Below are 16,416 nucleotides of genomic sequence, written 5' to 3' on the forward strand. Positions count from 1 at the left end.
CGAACGACGATTCGCCACACCGGCCCCACCCTAGCGGCCCGTTCTCATTCAGGCGTGAGTGAACACGAGTCACCTTGACGTAAACGGAAACGTAGCTTTACGCTGTCAGCCGTAGATCCCCAGGGAGCACGCCATGCCGACGGACCTGCGCCGCCCGAGCCGGACCTTCTCGATCCGGCAGCTCTGCCAGGAGTTCAAGTGCACGCCCCGCGCGCTGCGCTTCTATGAGGACAAGGGCCTCCTCACCCCCGCCCGCGACGGGATGAACCGCGTCTATTCCTACCGCGACCGCGCCCGCCTCCAGCTCATCCTGCGCGGCAAGCGCGTGGGCCTGGCGCTCGCCGAGATCGGCGAGATCCTCGACCTCTACGAAGTCGGCGACGGCGGCGCCCAGCAGGCGGCCAAGTCGCTGCGCAAGTTCAAGGAGCGCATCGTCGCCCTGGAGCACCAGAGGGTGGACATCGACAACGCCATCGCCGAGCTGCGGGCCGGCTGCGAGGCGCTGGAGAAGCAGCTGTCCGAGACCCGCCCCGACCTGCTGCCCAGGGCCGAGGCCTATGACCAGATGCTGCGCCACCGCCTCGACGGCCTGGAGCGCAGCGAGGCCTGAGCCGCCGCGCCCGGCTTGCCGGGCGGGGGCCACAGGCTCTAGTTCTTACCTTCGCGCGTGAGGGGCGGCGCACCGGCCGGCCCCCGGCCACGCGCGCCACGAGACCGGGATCCCAGATGACCTTCCAGCCCCCCGTGCGGGACTACCAGTTCCTGCTGCGCGACGTCCTGCAGCTGGAGCGCTACGCCAACCTGCCCGCCTTCGCCGACGCGTCCATGGACACGGTCGATCAGATCCTGGAGGAGGCCGGCCGGTTCACGGGCGAGGTGCTCGCCCCGATCAACGGCGCGGGCGACAAGGAGGGCTGCGTCTGGAGCCCCGACTTCACGGTCAGGACGCCGACCGGCTTCAAGGAGGCCTACGCCCAGCTCGTCGAGGCCGGCTGGCCGGCGCTGGGGGCGGACCCGGACTACGGCGGCCAGGGGCTGCCGCACGTGGTCAACCTCGCCTTCTCGGAGATGAGCTCGGCGGCGAACATGGCGTTCTCCATGTACCCGGGCCTGACGCACGGCGCCTATTCGGCGATCCACGTGGGCGGCACGCCGGAGCAGAAGCAGCTCTACCTGCCGAAGCTGGCGTCGGGGCAGTGGGCGGGCACCATGAACCTGACCGAGCCGCACTGCGGCACGGACCTCGGCCTGCTGCGCACCAAGGCGGTCCCGCAGGCCGACGGCACCTACCGGATCTCGGGCCAGAAGATCTGGATCTCGGGCGGCGAGCAGGACCTGACGGAGAACATCGTCCACCTGGTGCTCGCCCGCATCGAGGGCGCGCCGGCGGGCGTGCGCGGCATCAGCCTGTTCATCGTGCCCAAGTACATCCCCGACGCCGACGGCAATCCGGGCGAGCGGAATTCCGTGAAGTGCCTGGGCCTGGAAGAGAAGATGGGCATCCACGGCAACGCCACCTGCGTGATCAGCCACGAGGAGGCCACCGGCTGGCTGATCGGCGAGGAGAACCGCGGCCTGCCGATCATGTTCGTGATGATGAACGAGGCGCGGATCGGCGTCGGCATGCAGGGCATCGCCCAGGCGGAGGCCGCCTACCAGGCCGCCGCCGCCTTCGCGAAGGACCGGCTGCAGGGCCGCTCGCTGACCGGGCCGAAGAACCCCGACGGGCCGGCCGACCCGATCATCGTCCACCCGGACGTGCGGCGGATGCTGATGGACGCCCGGGCGATCATCGAGGGCGGCCGGGCCTTCCTGTTCTGGACCGCCCTGCACGGCGACCTGGCGCACGCCAGCCCCGACGAGGCCGTGCAGCAGAAGGGCCGCGACTACATGGCGCTCATGACCCCGGTGCTGAAGGCCTTCCTCACCGACCGCGGGTTCAAGGTCTGTTCCGACGCCATGCAGGTGCACGGCGGCTCGGGCTTCACCGAGCACTTCCCGGTCAGCCAGTACCTGCGCGACGTGCGCATCGCCCTGATCTACGAGGGCACCAACGGGGTCCAGGCCCTGGACCTGGTGGGCCGCAAGCTCGCCGCCGACGGCGGCCGGGCGGTGATGAGCTTCTTCGCCGAGCTGGACGGCTTCATCGAGGCCAACGAGGGCGACGAGGGGCTGAAGCCGTTCCTCACCGGCCTCGCCAAGGCCAAGGCCGAGTTGCAGGAGGCCACCATGTGGCTGATGCAGAACGGCCTGGCCAACCCGGAGAACGCCGGCGCGGCGTCGACCGACTACCTGCACCTCTTCGGGCTCACGGGCCTGGCCTACATGTGGACCCTGATGGCCCAGGCGGCTCAGGCGAAGATCGCGGACGGCGAAACCGACCCGCTCTATGCGCAGAAGGTGACGGTGGGCCGCTACTACATCGAGCGCATCCTGCCGGAGACCTCGGCGCACCTGGCGAAACTGAAGACCGGCTCGGAGCTGATGATGGCCCTGCCGGCGGACGCCTTCTGATGGCGAAGCATCGGGCGGTCATCGAATGGGCGCTGACGGACGCCCAGCCGGAGGACTTCCTGAAGGGCCGCTACAGCCGCGGCCACACCGTCACCTTCGAGGGCGGCCACGAGGTCCCGGCCACGGCGTCGCGGCACGTGGTCGGCAACCGCTGGGCCGTCGAGGGCTCGGTGGACCCCGAGGAGATGCTGGTGGCGGCGCTGTCCAACTGCCACATGCTGACCTTCCTGCACGTGGCCCGCGAGGCGGGCTTCGTGGTCACCCGCTACCGCGACGCGGCCGAGGGGGTGATGGAGAAGAACGCCGAGGGCCGCATGGCCGTGACCCGCGTGGCGCTGCGCCCGGAGATCACCTGGGCGGACCGCGAGCCGACGCCGGCCGAGCTCGACCACCTGCACCACGAGGCCCATGAGCAGTGCTTCATCGCCAATTCGGTGAAGACCGAGGTGGTCGTGGAGGCGCCGGCGACGGTCTAGTTCGCGCTTTGTTCTTGACCGACGACGAAGCGTCCTCTTAGCTGCCGGCAGGAGGAACGCGCATGGGTCTTTCGCTCGCCTGGATCGCCGTGAAGGGCGTCACGCCCGAGGCCGTCATGGAGTCGCTCGGCCTCGAGCCCGGCGACGGCGGACGTCGCAATCAAGCCCAGGTCGGCGCGCTGCCGGGAGGCTGGACGCTCTACGTCGATCCCGATTTCGAGCGCGGCTTCCGCCAGCCGCTGGACCGGCTGGCGGCCCTGGGCGCCGCCACCGTGGCGGCCCGCCAGGAAGATCACGTGATGTACGCGGAGGCCCGCGGCTACGACGGCGGCCGCGAACTCTGGCGCGTCGTGCGGGACAGCGAACAGGAACCCTACATGCACGTGGCGGTGACCGGAGAGCCGCCGCCGCAGTTCGCCGCGATCCGCGCCAAGGCCTTCGCCGAGCAGGAGGCCGAAGGCGGCGAGGAGGCCGGGGTCGACATGATCTACGAGATCCCGCTCGAGCTCGCCCGATCGCTCTGCGGCTTCAAGGCGGACGAGGAATGGCCGGAGCTGACGCCCGTCGGCCCCGCCGGCGCGGCCAAGGGCGGCGGGTTCTTCGCCCGGCTGTTCGGCAAGCGCTAGGTCTTGCTCGCCTCTTCTCCCCTTGCGGGGAAAGGATTGAGCAGCGCCTGCAACCGCCCCTCGAGGCCCTCCGCGTCCTTCAGCTCGCACTCCCAGATCGTCTCCACCCGCCAGCCTTGCGCTGTGAGCTCGGCGCGCGTGCGGTCGTCGCGGGCGACATTGCGGGCGACCTTGGCGACCCAGTAGTCGCGGTTCTGCTTGGGCACGCGCGCGCCGCGGGCGCAGTCGTGGCCGTGCCAGAAGCAGCCGTGGACGAAGAGGGCGAGCCTGCGCCCCGGCAGCACGATGTCCGGATTACCCGGCAGGTCCTTGCGGTGCAGGCGGTAGCGAGCCCCCAGCCGCGTCAGGGCCTTGCGGACCTTCATCTCCGGCGTGGTGTCGCGCCCCTTCACCCGCCGCATCACGGCGGAGCGCTTCTCCGGCGGATAGACGTCGGTCATGGCCGCAGCTTCGGTGGCGTGCGGCCGAGGCGGAACACGCCGGTCAGCACATGGGCGGCGTGGCCTCTCACGCCCGGAGCCTGGCTGAGCGGGGCGAACAGGTGGGCCCTGAACCAAGGCCAGAACCAGCCCGACGACTGGAAGAGCGGCGTCAGCAAGCGCGAGAGCAACTGGTAAGGGCTGGTCTGGAGGCGACGCGCCCGCTGGTAGCCCGCGATCCATGTGGGCGCATCGACGCGTTCGGCCAACTCTACGGCGTCGATCAGGGCGAGGTTTGCGCCCTGCCCGAGCTGCGGGCTCATGCCGTGCGCGGCGTCGCCGATCAGCACGACGGCGCCACGATCCCAGCGCCCGAAGGCCATGTCGCGGTAGGCGGCCGGGCTGAAGCATTCGGGTCGGTCAAGCTGGGTGATCACCGGCGCGGCCTCGGGCCACATGCGGATGACGTCACGGCGCCAGCCATCGAGGTCCCCCGCCAGGAACCCGTCGATGTCGCGAACCGGCAAAGACCAGAAGAAGCTGACATGATCTCCGTCTGCCTCCGGGCGGCGACCGACCGGCAGGATACCGATCATCGTCGAAGCGCGGTGATAACGCTGATGGAGCGTCCCGGCGTACCGGCCATCGTCGTCTCGGGCCATCGCCCAGACGGCGCCCCAGGGATAGAGCGGGGCCTGCGCCTTCGGTCGGACCTGGTCGCGAAGCTTCGAAGCGGAGCCGTCGGCTACCACGACGAGGTCGAACGGGCCGTGCGCCTCATCGGTCGTCGTCCGCAAAACCGGCGCCTCGAAGGATTCGATCCGCTCGACGGCCGCCCCGGTGCGGATCTCGATGCCGGCCGCGAGCGCCGCCTGATGCAGCACGTCGAACAGACTCGCACGATGTACGCCGAGGCCGAACGCGTCCGGCCGCCAGCGCTGGTAGCGCATGTCCATGATCGTGCGACCGGCCAGGTCCGAGCCGTGCAGCCGATCTATCCGGGCTCCGCGGGCCAGCACTGGCTCCACGAGATCAAGAGCCCGCAAGGCAGCGAGCCCGGACGGCTGCAGCAGAAGCCCGGCGCCGAGCGGACGCGGTGCAGCGAACGCCTCGAATAGCGTGATGCGATGGCCCTTGCGATCGAGGGCGATCGCCGCTGCGAGGCCCGCGACTCCGCAGCCGACGACCGCAACCCTCAGATCACAGCCCTTCGAACAGGGCCGTGGAGACGTAGCGCTCGGCGAAGCTCGGGATGATGGCGACGATCAGCTTGCCGGCCATGTCGTCGCGCATGGCGACGTCGAAGGCCGCGGTCAGGGCCGCGCCGGAGGAGATGCCGACCGGGATGCCTTCCTCGGCCGCGGCCCGGCGGGCCATGGTGAAGCTGTCGTCATTGGAGACCTGGACGACCTCGTCGATGGTCCCGCGGTCGAGGATCGAGGGCACGAAGCCCGCGCCGATGCCCTGGATCTTGTGCGGGCCGGGCGTGCCGCCCGACAGCACGGGCGAGGCCTCGGGCTCGACGGCGATCATTCTCACCGAAGGCTTGCGGGCCTTCAGCACCTGGCCGACGCCGGTGATGGTGCCGCCGGTGCCGACGCCGGAGACCACCGCGTCCACGCGGCCGTCGGTGTCGTTCCAGATCTCGTTGGCGGTCGAGACCCGGTGGATCAGAGGGTTGGCGACATTGTCGAACTGCTGCGGCATCACCGCGCCGGGGGTGGCCTCGACGATCTCGCGGGCCCGGGCGACGGCCCCGGCCATGCCGCGCTCGGCGGGGGTGAGCTCCAGCTTCGCGCCCAGCAGCAGCAGCATCTTGCGCCGCTCGATGGACATGCTCTCGGGCATGACCAGCGTCAGCTTGTAGCCCTTGGCGGCGGCCACGAAGGCGAGCGCGATGCCGGTGTTGCCGGAGGTCGGCTCGACGATCTGGCCGCCGGGCTTCAGGACGCCCTTGGCCTCCAGGTACTCGACCATGGCCACGCCGATGCGGTCCTTGACCGAGGCGATCGGGTTGAAGAACTCGAGCTTGGCGACGACCTCGCCCTTGGGCTTCAGGGCCGCGGTGAGCCTCGGCAGGCGCACCAGCGGGGTGTCGCCGATGGTGTCGATGATGCTGTCGTAGATCCTGCCGCGGCCGGCGCGCTCGAAGCGGGCGGCGTCGTAGATCTTGTCGGGGGTGGAGTCCATGGAAGGCTCTCGCGTTCGTCGGATGTGGCCGGTTGTCGCGGAAACCTAAGGCTTTCGGTGGGGATTGGAAGCCGCGAGGGCCCCAGGAATCGTCGAGGCGGGTTGAGGCGGGCTCTCAGGCGGTCCGCGCCGCGGCCGCGGGCGCGCCCGAGAGCAGCGGCTCCAGGAGCTGGCGGGCCAGCCAGCGGACCACGGGGAGGGCCACGCCGTCGCCGGCCACGTGCAGGGCGGCGGTGGCCACCTTCGGCAGGAGGTAGTCGTCGGGCAGGCCCATCAGCCGGGCGGCCTCCCGCGGGCTGAGCAGGCGGGAGCGGACGGCGCCTTCGTCCACCACGACGATCGACTGGCGGGAGGAGCCGCCGCGCGGGGTGCGCAGGCAGCCGGCGAGGCCGTCGAAGCGCACCTCGGCGCGCTGCACCCGGCGGCCGTCCTCCTGGCGGGTCCGGCGGAAGACGGCGCCCACCGCCCGCTCGCCGCGGGCCTGCATCGCTTCCAGACGGGCGCGGTGCAGCGGAGCCATGAGCGCCAGCAGGGCGCCGGTGCGGTCCTGGGAATGCCATGCGACGTCGCCGTCCGGCTCGAGAACGGACAGCAGGTCTGGATTGCGCGGGGGCGGCGCGGCGAGGCGCCACCAGATCCAGCGCGCCGCCAGCTCCGGCGGCAGGGCGGCGTGGGCGGCGGCCACGGCCCGGGTGTGGAAGGGGCCGGGGCCGGTGAGGCCCGCGGGCGGCGGCTCGCGCGTGGCGACCACGAACACCCGGGGCCGCGACTGGGGGAGGAAGCGCGCCGCGTCGATCTCCAGGGCGCCGAAGGCGTAGCCCTGGGCCGCCAGGGCCGCGCCGAGCGCGGCGAAGTCGGCGCCGCCGTGGGAGGTGAGCAGGCCCGAGACGTTCTCGATGACCACGGTGCGGGGCGCGCGGTCCTCGGCGGCGAGGGCCTCGACCAGCCGCCAGAAGCCGAAGAAGGCCGAGGAGCGCCCGCCGGAGAGCCCCGCCCGGGCCCCGGCCAGGCTGAAGTCCTGGCAGGGCGACGAGGCCCAGGCGAGGTCGGCGCGGCCCGGCAGGTCGGCGGCGTCCAGCTTCCAGACATCGCCCTCGCGGAAGTGGCCGGCGGCGTCCGGGAAGTTGCGGCGGTAGGTGGCCGCCTTCACCGGATCGACGTCGTTCGCGAAGCCGCAGGCCCAGGCCTCGCCAAGGCCGAGGCGGGCCATGCCGCCGCCGGCGAAGAACTCGTAGAAGCTGAAGGGCGCGCTCACGGCGGGGACGCTAAGCTGATTTGCGCCGGCCTTGCAGGCCGTCCGCGATCACCGGATGGTGCGGTCCGGAAAGCCTTGGAGAGACACCGATGCGGCTGCTGACCGGGGCGCTCGCCCTCCTCCTGGCCGCCTGCCAGCCCCAGGACCCCAACGGGACGCCCGCGCCGCCGCCGGCCGACGCCCCGCCCGCGGCCGCGGCGGCGCCGCCGGCGAAGGCCGGGACGGTGATGGACCTCTCCCAGCCCCTGCTGGCGCGGGGCAACGAGCCCTTCTGGGCGGTGAGGATCGACGGGACGACGCTGACGCTGATGCAGCCCGGCGTTCCGGACGTCGCCTACACGGCGCCGGGCGCGCAGGTGACGCCGGACCAGGCGAGCTGGGAGGCGAAGAGCGCCGAGGGCCAGACCCTGGCCGTCACGGTCTATGCGAGCGAATGCTCCGACGGGATGAGCGACATGCGCTATGCGATGTCGGCGGAGGCCACCGTCGCCGGCCGGACGATGACCGGCTGCGCGGGCAAGGCGTCGGAGCTGACGCGCCCGGGCGGGAGCTAGCCCCGCCCGAGGTCCATCATCTCGACCTGCGACTGGGCCGCGGCCTCGGTCTTGTGCGGGACAGGGAGCAGCAGCCCCACGCCCACCGCGATCGCCGCGGCGGCGGCGAGAAATGCCTTGAGCGGCATCACGGGTCCCTCTTCCGTTCTGCGCATCCTAGTCCCTACAGCCTAGCTTGCTGCGGTTAACAGCCGGGCAAAGAACAGGCTGAATATTCAGTGAGTTCCCACGGCCAAGCCTGCGGGCCGCTTGCCTGCCGTGGCGTCGGGCGCGCAAAGTCCCCGACAACGAGACCAACATCGCCTTCAGGGAGGCGGCGCCATGGAACGAGCCCATGATCTGGTGATCCGCGGCGGGACCGTCGTGGACGGGACCGGCCAGGCGGCCTTCGAGGCCGACGTGGCGGTGAAGGACGGCCGGATCGCCGCCGTCGGCCGGGTCTCCGGCGCGGGGGCCGAGGAGATCGACGCGCGCGGCCGGCTGGTGACCCCGGGCTTCGTGGACATCCACACCCACTACGACGGCCAGGCGACCTGGGACGAGCGCATGCAGCCCTCGTCCTGGCACGGGGTGACGACGGTGGTCATGGGCAACTGCGGCGTGGGCTTCGCCCCCTGCCGGCCGGAGGACCACGACCGCCTGATCCGGCTGATGGAGGGGGTCGAGGACATCCCCTTCCCGGTGCTGAGCCAGGGCCTGCCGTGGAGCTGGGAGAGCTATCCCGACTACCTCGACCGGCTGGCCGAGCGGCGCTTCGACGTGGACGTGGGCAGCCAGCTGCCGCACGCGGCGCTCCGGGTCTTCGTGATGGGCGAGCGCGGGGCCAACCGGGAGCCGGCCACGGAGGCCGACATCCACGCCATGGCGGCGCTGGCGAAGCGCGCGGCGGAGGCGGGGGCGCTCGGCTTCGCCACCTCGCGGACGCTGAACCACCGCACCTCCGACGGCCAGCCGACGCCGACGCTGACCGCCGGCGAGGACGAGCTGACCGGCATCGCGCTGGGGCTCGCCGCCGCGGGCCGTGGGGTGCTGCAGGTGGTCTCCGACTTCGCCGACCCGGAGGCCGAATGGGCCATGCTGCGCCGGATCGTCGAGCGGTCTGGCCGGCCGCTGTCGTTCAGCCTTGTGCAGAGCCCGCGCGCGCCGGAGAGCTACAAGGTCCTGCTGCAGCGGCTGGAGGAGGCCAACGCCGCGGGCCTGCCGATGCGGGCGCAGGTGGCGAGCCGTCCGGTGGGGGTGCTGTTCGGCTTCGAGCTGACCATGAACCCGTTCAGCCAGCATCCGGCCTACCAGGAGATCCGGGCCCTGCCGCTGGCGGGCAAGGTCGCGCGCCTGACCGATCCGGCGTTCCGGGCGCGGCTGCTGCACGAGGAGAGCGAGGCCCAGCGGGGCTTCGCCGGAACCCAGCCCCGGGCCTGGGGCAACATGTTCCTGCTGTCCCAGCAGCCGGACTACGAGCCGACCCGCGACACCACCGTGGCGGCGATCGCCGAGCGCACGGGCAAGGATCCGGCCGAGGTGGCCCTGGACCACATGCTGACCAACGGCGGGCGCGGCATGCTCTACCTGCCGTTCCTGAACTACGCCGACGGCGACCTCGGGCCGGCCTACGAGATGCTGAGCCATCCCGACTGCGTGCCGGGGCTCTCCGACGGCGGGGCGCACGTGGGCATGATCTGCGACGGCAGCTTCCCGACCACCAACCTCGTGCACTGGACGCGCGACCGGACGCGCGGGCCGAAGCTCTCCATCGAGCACATGGTGGCCGGCCAGACGCGGCGGACGGCGGAGACCGTGGGCCTGTTCGACCGCGGCCTGGTGGCCCCCGGCTACCGCGCCGACCTCAACGTCATCGACTACGACCGCCTGACGCTGAAGGCGCCCGAGGTGGCCTACGACCTGCCGGCCGGCGGGCGCAGGCTGATCCAGCGGGCGGAGGGCTATGTGGCGACCATCGTGGCCGGCGAGGTCACCTACCGCGACGGCGAGCCCACCGGCGCCCTCCCCGGCCGCCTGCTGCGCGGCGCGCAGACCAGGCCCCAGGCGATGGCGGCGGAGTAGGCGGCCGTCCGCATACGGCGTAGCGCGTTAGCCGAAACGCAACCAACGCCGGCCTAGTACGTCCGCCCACCCTCGGAGGCGCACATGGACCGCACCCCCGGCAGCCGGACGCTGCACCAGCTCATCTACAGCAGCCGGGTGCGCATCCCCTGGCCCGACCAGGACCGCGAGGTGGAGTCGATCGTCCACACCTCGATCCGCAACAACCGGCTGGTGGACGTCACCGGCCTGCTGCTGGTGCACGAGGGCTGGTTCGTGCAGGCGCTGGAGGGACCCACCGAGGCCGTGCTGGCGACCTACAGCCGGATCTCGGGCGACCCGCGCCACGAGGACTGCAAGGTGCTGCACGCCGCCCCGGCCGAGCGCCGCAGCTTCGAGGACTGGAACATGTGCGCGAGGCGGATGACGCCGGCCGACGACGCCATCCTGGAGACCCTGTCGATGCGCGCCTCCTTCGAGCCCTATGCGCTCACGGGCCTGCAGGTCCTGCGGCTGCTGAAGTCGGTCCGCGGCATCCAGCGGCGCACCCAGCTCGCCGCCCTCGGCTAGGACGAAACCGAGAACGCCGCATGGCGTGAGCCGGCGACGCGCGGCATAAGGGGCCGATGCCCGCCGCCCTCGCCGAAGCCGAACACGCGCCCCTCGACCGCGCCCGCGAGATCCTGCGCCGGACGTTCGGGCACCAGGAGTTCCGGGGGCTGCAGGCCGAGGTGATCGGCGAGGTGCTGGCCGGACGCAGCGCCATGGCCGTGCTGCCGACCGGCGGCGGCAAGAGCCTCTGCTACCAGATCCCCAGCCTGATGCGGCCGGGCCTGGGACTGGTGGTCTCGCCGCTGATCGCCCTGATGTCCGACCAGGTGGCGGGGCTGATCCAGTCGGGCGTCGCGGCGGCGCGGCTGGATTCCAACATCGAGCCCGCCGAGAAGGCCGAGACCTGGCGGCGCATCGAGGCCGGCGAGCTGGAGCTGCTCTACGTCTCGCCCGAGGGCCTGATGCAGCCCTGGATGCTGGAGCGGCTGTCGCGCACGCCGCTGTCCATGATCGCCATCGACGAGGCCCACTGCGTGAGCCAGTGGGGCCACGACTTCCGGCCCGAATACCGGATGCTGGGCAAGCTCGCCGAACTGTTCCCCACCGTGCCCAGGCTGGCGGTCACCGCCACCGCCGACGCGCGGACCCGCGAGGACATCCGCGCCGAGCTCCGCCTGCAGGACAGCCGCGAGTTCGTGGCGAGCTTCGCGCGGCCGGAGCTGATCCTGTCGGCCGAGCGCAAGCGCGGCGGCAAGGACAAGCGGGTGGTGGAGCTGGTCACCGCCCGGCCGGACCGCTCGGGCGTGGTCTACGCCGGCTCCCGCGACGGGACGGAGAAGCTGGCCCAGGCGCTGCGCGACGCGGGCGTGCCGGCGCTGGCCTACCATGCCGGCCTGGAGCGGCGGCTGCGCACCGAGCGGCTGGAGCAGTTCCTGGAGGCGGACGCGGCGGTGATGGTGGCGACCATCGCCTTCGGCATGGGTGTCGACAAGCCGGACGTCCGGTTCGTGATCCACGCCGACCCGCCGGCCTCCATCGAGGCCTACTGGCAGGAGATCGGCCGGGCCGGGCGCGACGGCGACCCGGCTGAGGGGATCACCCTCTACGGCGCCGCCGACATGGCCTGGGCGCTGCGGCGGATCTCCGAGCGCGACGTGGACGAGACGGTCAAGCAGGTGCAGTCGCGCAAGGTGCGCCAGCTCTACGCCCTGCTGGACGGCACCGGCTGCCGGGCCGCGGCGGTGCGGCGCTACTTCGGCGAGGAGGGGGTGAAGTCCTGCGGCCAGTGCGATCTGTGCACCGGCGCCGTGGAGACCACCGACGCCACCGAGGCCGCCCAGAAGGCGCTGTCGGCCGCGCACCGGCTGGGCGGCCGGTTCGGGCGCGGGCGGCTGGTGGACCACCTGCTGGGCAAGACCAAGGACGCCTCGGCGCAGGAGCAGGGCCTGTCCACCTGGGGCATCGGGACCGAGCTGTCGGTCGCCCAGTGGCGGGACCTGACCGAGCAGCTGCTGTTCGAGGGCCTGCTGCGCGAGGATCCCAACGACGGCCGCCCGCTGGTGGGGATCGGCGACGCCGACGCCGTGCGCGCCGTGTTCCGCGGCGAGCGGCGGGTGGCGATGCGCAAGCCCGCGGAGGGCTATGACGACTCCACCCGCTCCGGCCGGCCGCGCAAGCGCAGCCGCGAGGCCATGGCGGCCCTGTCGCCCGCCGACCAGCCGCTGTTCGAGGCGCTCCGGGCCTGGCGCTCCCGGGAGGCCAAGGCCCAGCACGTGCCGCCCTATGTGATCTTCAACGACCGCACCCTGGTGGAGATCGCCGGGGCGAAGCCTGGCAGCCGCGCGGCGCTGGCCCGGCTGAACGGCGTCGGCGAGGCCAAGCTCGCCCACTACGGCGAGGCGGTGCTGGAGATCGTCGGCGGCTTCGCCGGCTAGGCTCAGCCGTCGATGTCGAGGCCGAGCGCCAGGCGGCCGGCGTAGCGGAGCTGGGGCTTCTCCTGCAGCGGATGGAAGCGGGCGCCCTGCACGTCGCGGAAGGCGCGCTCCAGGCCGACGCTGCGGTAGAAGGACGCCCCGCCCGCCACCTCCATGGCCCGCTCCACCGTGCGGATCGCCGCCTGGCCGGCCAGCGTGCGGCCCATCATGGCGCGGTTCGTCGCCTCGGGACCGGGCTTCGAGGTCTCGGCGTTGCGGATCATCCCCGCCACCGCCGTCTCGCAGGCGAAGAAGGCGTTCTCCATCTCGCCGGCGAGCTGGGTCAGCGCCTCGTCGGCGGGCTTGCGCCGCGCGACCTCAAGCGCCCGGGCCCGGGCCGCCTCGGCGACGCCGAGATAGGCCGAGTAGATGATCGGGAAGGCGACCATGCTGATCCCGTGGAACAGCGGGCCCCACCGGCCCTGCGGCCGGCGCCCGGAGATCGCCGCCTCCGGCACGAAGACCTGCTCGAGCTGCAGGTCGTGCGAGCCGGTGCCGCGCATGCCCATGGCCTTCCAGGTGTCCAGGCGGGTGACGCCGGGGGCCGAGAGCGGCACGGCGAAGTGCAGGACCGTCGGCCCCGCGTCGGGATCGTCGTAGACCGCGCTGGTCATCAGGAGGTCGCCGGCCGGCGAGCCGCTGGAGAACACCTTGCGCGCGGTGACGCTGTAGCCGCCGTCGACCTTCTCCGCCGTCCCGGCGCTCTGCAGCCAGTCGGAGCCGCCGCTGGAGACCAGGACCAGGTCCTCGGCCGCGACGCGTTTCAGCAGGCCCTCGGTGGGCGCGCCCTCGTGGCGCCAGCGCCAGGCGGCGAGCGCCACCAGGTGGGTGTGCATGGAGAAGGCCAGGCCCGTGGACCCGCAGGCCCGGGCCAGCCGGCGCACCACGGCGCAGATCTCGGCGTAGGTGGCGCCGCCGCCGCCGAGCTCGGCCGGGACGTGGGCCTTGAAGAAGCCCTCGCGCTTCAGGAGCTCGTAGGCGTCGGCGACGAAGCTGTCGTCGGCGTCGTGCCGGGCGGCGTCCAGGGCGATCTGGGCGGCGGCCTCGTCGGCGCGGGCGGCCCAGTCGAGGGCGGCGGGGGTCAGGGTGGCGTCGTCGGGCATGGGGAGGTCCTCTGGCGCGGCGCATCGAACGCCGTTCTGCGCGACTGAATCCCACCGGGCGGGGCCCGCGGCCAGTTCAGGAACTGAATCGCGCCGGTACAGGAACTGAACTAGCCGCCGGCGGGGCCGAAGCTTAGCATGCCAACGTTATCCGAAAGGGAGCGCGCATGCCGCAAGCCGGATACGGCCAGTTCTGCCCCGTTGCCATGGCCGCCGAGGTGCTCTGCACCCGCTGGACCCTGCTGATCCTGCGCGAGCTGGTCGCCGGCACCCGCCGGTTCAACGACCTGCGCCGCGGCGTGCCGCGGATGTCGCCCGCCCTGCTCTCCCAGCGGCTGAAGGAACTGGAGGCCGCAGGCGTGGTCAGGCGCGTGCCCGCGCCCGGTGAGCGGGCGGCGTTCGAGTACGAGCTCACCCCGGCGGGGCTGGAGGTGGGGCCGATCGTCGAGGCGGTGGGCGCCTGGGGCCAGCGCTGGGTGGACCCGGAGCTGTCGCTGCAGCACCTCGATGCGCAGCTCCTGATGTGGGACATGCGCCGCAACCTGGACCTGTCGCCCATGCCGCAGCGGCGCAGCGTCATCCAGTTCCAGTATCCGGAGCAGCCGCCGGGCCTGCGGTCCTGGTGGCTGGTGGTGGCCCCGGGCGAGCCGGTGGACCTCTGCGGCGTCGACCCCGGCTTCGACGTGGACCTCTACGTCGCCTGCGACCTGCGGACCATGACGGCGGTCTGGATGGGCGTGGACAGCCTGCGCGTCGCGCTCGCCCAGGAGCGCCTGCGGGTGGTCGGCGACCGGGCGCTGGCCTCGCAGATGCAGACCTGGCTGGGCCTCAGCCCGTTCGCCCGCCAGCAGAAGCTGGCGAGCTGAGGCCGCGGCCTTACGGCGGCGCGGCCGTGCGTTATGAAGGCGGCATGCGCGCCCTCGCCCTCGCCCTGACCGCCGCCCTGCTGACGACGCCCGCCGCGGCGCAGCCCGACCGCCGCTTCGCCGACATCCTGCCGCCGGCCCCGGCCTGGCGCGGGGCCAGCGAGAAGCTGCCGGCCCCGGCCGGCCACCCCTGGATCACGCCCGCCGAGACCACCGGCTTCCGCACCACCCCCTCCTATGCCGAGACCCTGGACTACCTGCGCCGGATGGCGGGCGCGTCCGACCTGATCCGGCTGGAGCGGTTCGGCGAGACGGCGGAGGGCCGCGAACTGGTGGTGGCGGTCGTCAGCAAGGACCGCGGCCGGCTGGACCCCGCCAAGCCCGTCGTGCTCGCCCAGGCCGGCATCCACTCCGGCGAGATCGACGGCAAGGACGCGGGCCTGATGCTGATCCGCGACATCGCCTTCCGCGGCAAGGCGGGCCTGCTGGACGGGGCGAACCTGCTGTTCGTGCCGGTGTTCAACGCCGACGGCCACGAGAACACCTCGCCCTACAGCCGGCCGAACCAGCGCGGTCCGGAGAGCCAGGGCTTCCGGACCACCGCCCAGAACCTCAACCTGAACCGCGACTACGCCAAGCTCGACGCGCCGGAGATGCGCGCCATGCTGGACCTGATCCGGCGCTACGACCCGGACCTCTACCTCGACCTGCACGTCACCGACGGCGTCGACTACGTCCACGACATCACCTTCTCCTTCCCCGGCTGGGGCGGGCGCTACGCCCGCAGCCCGCGCTCGGGCGAGTGGCTGGACAAGGTGCTGAGGCCGGGGCTCGAGCAGGCCCTGAGCCGCAACGGCCACTTCCCCGCCCCCTACCTCGATCCCGTGGACCCGCGGGCCCCGGAGAAGGGCTTCAACGTCGGCGCCGACACCCCGCGCTTCTCCACCGGCTTCGGCGACCTTCGGCGGATGCCGACGGTGCTGGTGGAGACCCATTCCCTGAAGCCGTACCGCCAGCGGGTGCTGGGGACCTACGTCCTGCTGGAGGCCGCGCTGCAGGCGGCGGCGGCCGGGGCGGGCGAACTGGAGGCGGCGCGCGCGGCCGACCGGGCGCTGCGGCCCGACCGGGTGGTGCTGACCTGGAAGCCGCTGGCGGAGCCGGTGGATTCCATCCTCTTCCGTCCGGTCCAGCGGGAAACCTGGCGCTCCGAGGCCTCGGGCCGCGAGGAGGTCCGCTGGCTGGGCCGGCCGGGCGCGCCCGTCCGGGCCCCGGTGTTCGGCTCCGCGCCGGACGTCGTCGCCGAGCGGCCGGCCGCCTATTGGGTCCCGGCGCACAAGGCCGAGGTGATCGACCGGCTGCGCCGGCACGGGCTGGGCATGGAGATCCTCAAGGCCCCGCGCACCGTGGAGGTCGAGGTGACCCGGCTGGTGGCGCCGAAGCAGGGGGCCGCCAGCGAAGGGCGCTTCCCCGTCAGCGCCGCCGACTACGCGCCCGAGCGGCGGCAGGTGACCTATGCGCCGGGCTCGGTCCGGGTCCCCACCGACCAGCCGCTGGGCGAGCTGGCCAGCCTGCTGCTGGAGGCCCGCAGCCCCGACAGCTTCCTGGCCTGGGGCTTCTTCCCGGAGATCCTGCACCGCACCGAGTACATGGAGGGCTATGTCATCGCCCCGCTGGCCGAGCGGATGCTGAAGGACGACCCGGCCCTGGCCGCCGAGTTCCGGGCGAAGCTCGCCGCCGACCCGGCCTTCGCCGCCGACGGCGACGCCCGCCTGCGCTGGTTCTACGAGCGGACGCCCTATTACGACCGGCGCCACCTGATCTACCCGGTGGGCCGGGAGACACGCTGAG

16 protein-coding genes are annotated in these 16,416 nt (G+C 72.5%); 10 read left to right on the forward strand and 6 right to left on the reverse strand.

All coding sequences use genetic code 11. The features are described from left to right. Nucleotides 1–133 precede the first annotated feature (133 nt). The 4 genes from V7Z97_RS03680 to V7Z97_RS03695 all read left to right on the forward strand — a co-directional run bounded on the left by V7Z97_RS03680 (nt 134) and on the right by V7Z97_RS03695 (nt 3,616). Nucleotides 134–610, forward strand: a complete 477-nt coding sequence (locus V7Z97_RS03680; protein WP_334161506.1) for a MerR family transcriptional regulator — start codon at nt 134–136, stop codon at nt 608–610. A gap of 116 nt (nt 611–726) precedes the next feature. Then, complete coding sequence (locus V7Z97_RS03685; RefSeq protein WP_334161507.1) at nt 727–2,514, forward strand: acyl-CoA dehydrogenase C-terminal domain-containing protein; 1,788 nt, start codon at nt 727–729, stop codon at nt 2,512–2,514. After that, entirely contained in the window at nt 2,514–2,990 is a 477-nt protein-coding gene (locus V7Z97_RS03690) for an OsmC family protein (RefSeq protein ID WP_334161508.1), read from the forward strand. Before V7Z97_RS03685 ends, V7Z97_RS03690 begins: the two co-directional genes overlap by 1 nt. Nucleotides 2,991–3,052: 62 nt before the next feature. Continuing rightward, nucleotides 3,053–3,616, forward strand: a complete 564-nt coding sequence (locus tag V7Z97_RS03695; protein WP_334161509.1) for a hypothetical protein — start codon at nt 3,053–3,055, stop codon at nt 3,614–3,616. Here V7Z97_RS03695 and V7Z97_RS03700 read toward each other — a convergent pair. From V7Z97_RS03700 to V7Z97_RS03715, 4 genes are all read right to left on the reverse strand, one after another. Next, nucleotides 3,613–4,056 (reverse strand): very short patch repair endonuclease, encoded by a 444-nt coding sequence (locus tag V7Z97_RS03700; protein WP_334161510.1) that lies wholly within the window; start codon nt 4,054–4,056, stop codon nt 3,613–3,615. The two genes, V7Z97_RS03695 and V7Z97_RS03700, sit on opposite strands and share 4 nt — an antisense overlap. Next, complete coding sequence (locus V7Z97_RS03705; RefSeq protein WP_334161615.1) at nt 4,053–5,234, reverse strand: FAD-dependent oxidoreductase; 1,182 nt, start codon at nt 5,232–5,234, stop codon at nt 4,053–4,055. Before V7Z97_RS03705 ends, V7Z97_RS03700 begins: the two co-directional genes overlap by 4 nt. Nucleotide 5,235: 1 nt before the next feature. Continuing rightward, entirely contained in the window at nt 5,236–6,225 is a 990-nt protein-coding gene (gene cysK, locus V7Z97_RS03710; RefSeq protein ID WP_334161512.1) for a cysteine synthase A, read from the reverse strand. 115 nt (nt 6,226–6,340) lie between these two features. Then, nucleotides 6,341–7,480, reverse strand: coding sequence for a DNA cytosine methyltransferase (locus V7Z97_RS03715; protein ID WP_334161513.1), 1,140 nt, complete (start codon nt 7,478–7,480; stop codon nt 6,341–6,343). A gap of 89 nt (nt 7,481–7,569) precedes the next feature. Here V7Z97_RS03715 and V7Z97_RS03720 point away from each other — a divergent pair, with 89 nt between their 5' ends. Then, complete coding sequence (locus tag V7Z97_RS03720; protein ID WP_334161515.1) at nt 7,570–8,034, forward strand: COG3650 family protein; 465 nt, start codon at nt 7,570–7,572, stop codon at nt 8,032–8,034. Here V7Z97_RS03720 and V7Z97_RS03725 read toward each other — a convergent pair. Further along, nucleotides 8,031–8,162: a hypothetical protein gene (locus tag V7Z97_RS03725; protein ID WP_325459150.1), complete on the reverse strand. Its 132-nt coding sequence runs from the start codon at nt 8,160–8,162 to the stop codon at nt 8,031–8,033. The genes V7Z97_RS03720 and V7Z97_RS03725 overlap by 4 nt on opposite strands. 193 nt (nt 8,163–8,355) lie before the next feature. Between V7Z97_RS03725 and V7Z97_RS03730 the strand changes: the two genes are divergently transcribed. From V7Z97_RS03730 to recQ, 3 genes are all read left to right on the forward strand, one after another. Next, nucleotides 8,356–10,095: an N-acyl-D-amino-acid deacylase family protein gene (locus V7Z97_RS03730; RefSeq protein ID WP_334161517.1), complete on the forward strand. Its 1,740-nt coding sequence runs from the start codon at nt 8,356–8,358 to the stop codon at nt 10,093–10,095. A gap of 84 nt (nt 10,096–10,179) precedes the next feature. Beyond that, a complete protein-coding gene (locus tag V7Z97_RS03735) occupies nt 10,180–10,644 on the forward strand; it encodes a BLUF domain-containing protein (protein ID WP_334161518.1) in 465 nt (154 codons plus the stop codon). Nucleotides 10,645–10,700: 56 nt separating this feature from the next. Beyond that, nucleotides 10,701–12,560 carry a DNA helicase RecQ gene (gene recQ, locus V7Z97_RS03740; protein ID WP_334161519.1) on the forward strand — a complete coding sequence of 620 codons (1,860 nt, stop codon included), beginning with the start codon at nt 10,701–10,703 and terminating at the stop codon, nt 12,558–12,560. A 2-nt stretch (nt 12,561–12,562) separates the two neighbouring features. Here the strand turns inward: recQ and V7Z97_RS03745 are convergent, their stop codons facing one another. Beyond that, complete coding sequence (locus V7Z97_RS03745; protein WP_334161520.1) at nt 12,563–13,702, reverse strand: acyl-CoA dehydrogenase family protein; 1,140 nt, start codon at nt 13,700–13,702, stop codon at nt 12,563–12,565. Nucleotides 13,703–13,869: 167 nt separating this feature from the next. Between V7Z97_RS03745 and V7Z97_RS03750 the strand changes: the two genes are divergently transcribed. Then, nucleotides 13,870–14,568, forward strand: a complete 699-nt coding sequence (locus V7Z97_RS03750) for a winged helix-turn-helix transcriptional regulator (protein WP_334161521.1) — start codon at nt 13,870–13,872, stop codon at nt 14,566–14,568. Nucleotides 14,569–14,612: 44 nt separating this feature from the next. Then, nucleotides 14,613–16,415 carry a M14 family metallopeptidase gene (locus tag V7Z97_RS03755; protein WP_334161522.1) on the forward strand — a complete coding sequence of 601 codons (1,803 nt, stop codon included), beginning with the start codon at nt 14,613–14,615 and terminating at the stop codon, nt 16,413–16,415. Nucleotide 16,416: the final 1 nt, after the last annotated feature.

Source organism: Phenylobacterium sp., assembly GCF_036821595.1.
Taxonomy (GTDB): Bacteria; Pseudomonadota; Alphaproteobacteria; order Caulobacterales; family Caulobacteraceae; genus Phenylobacterium.

What these genes read in the sequence shown, in the direction of transcription:
- recQ (WP_334161519.1), top strand. Translation starts at nt 10,701, where the DNA reads ATGCCCGCCGCCCTCGCCGAAGCCGAACACGCGCCCCTCGACCGCGCC.
- V7Z97_RS03750 (WP_334161521.1), top strand. Translation starts at nt 13,870, where the DNA reads ATGCCGCAAGCCGGATACGGCCAGTTCTGCCCCGTTGCCATGGCCGCC.
- V7Z97_RS03755 (WP_334161522.1), top strand. Translation starts at nt 14,613, where the DNA reads ATGCGCGCCCTCGCCCTCGCCCTGACCGCCGCCCTGCTGACGACGCCC.
- V7Z97_RS03725 (WP_325459150.1), bottom strand. Translation starts at nt 8,162, where the DNA reads ATGCCGCTCAAGGCATTTCTCGCCGCCGCCGCGGCGATCGCGGTGGGC.
- V7Z97_RS03695 (WP_334161509.1), top strand. Translation starts at nt 3,053, where the DNA reads ATGGGTCTTTCGCTCGCCTGGATCGCCGTGAAGGGCGTCACGCCCGAG.
- V7Z97_RS03700 (WP_334161510.1), bottom strand. Translation starts at nt 4,056, where the DNA reads ATGACCGACGTCTATCCGCCGGAGAAGCGCTCCGCCGTGATGCGGCGG.
- cysK (WP_334161512.1), bottom strand. Translation starts at nt 6,225, where the DNA reads ATGGACTCCACCCCCGACAAGATCTACGACGCCGCCCGCTTCGAGCGC.
- V7Z97_RS03680 (WP_334161506.1), top strand. Translation starts at nt 134, where the DNA reads ATGCCGACGGACCTGCGCCGCCCGAGCCGGACCTTCTCGATCCGGCAG.
- V7Z97_RS03685 (WP_334161507.1), top strand. Translation starts at nt 727, where the DNA reads ATGACCTTCCAGCCCCCCGTGCGGGACTACCAGTTCCTGCTGCGCGAC.
- V7Z97_RS03720 (WP_334161515.1), top strand. Translation starts at nt 7,570, where the DNA reads ATGCGGCTGCTGACCGGGGCGCTCGCCCTCCTCCTGGCCGCCTGCCAG.
- V7Z97_RS03690 (WP_334161508.1), top strand. Translation starts at nt 2,514, where the DNA reads ATGGCGAAGCATCGGGCGGTCATCGAATGGGCGCTGACGGACGCCCAG.
- V7Z97_RS03745 (WP_334161520.1), bottom strand. Translation starts at nt 13,702, where the DNA reads ATGCCCGACGACGCCACCCTGACCCCCGCCGCCCTCGACTGGGCCGCC.
- V7Z97_RS03730 (WP_334161517.1), top strand. Translation starts at nt 8,356, where the DNA reads ATGGAACGAGCCCATGATCTGGTGATCCGCGGCGGGACCGTCGTGGAC.
- V7Z97_RS03735 (WP_334161518.1), top strand. Translation starts at nt 10,180, where the DNA reads ATGGACCGCACCCCCGGCAGCCGGACGCTGCACCAGCTCATCTACAGC.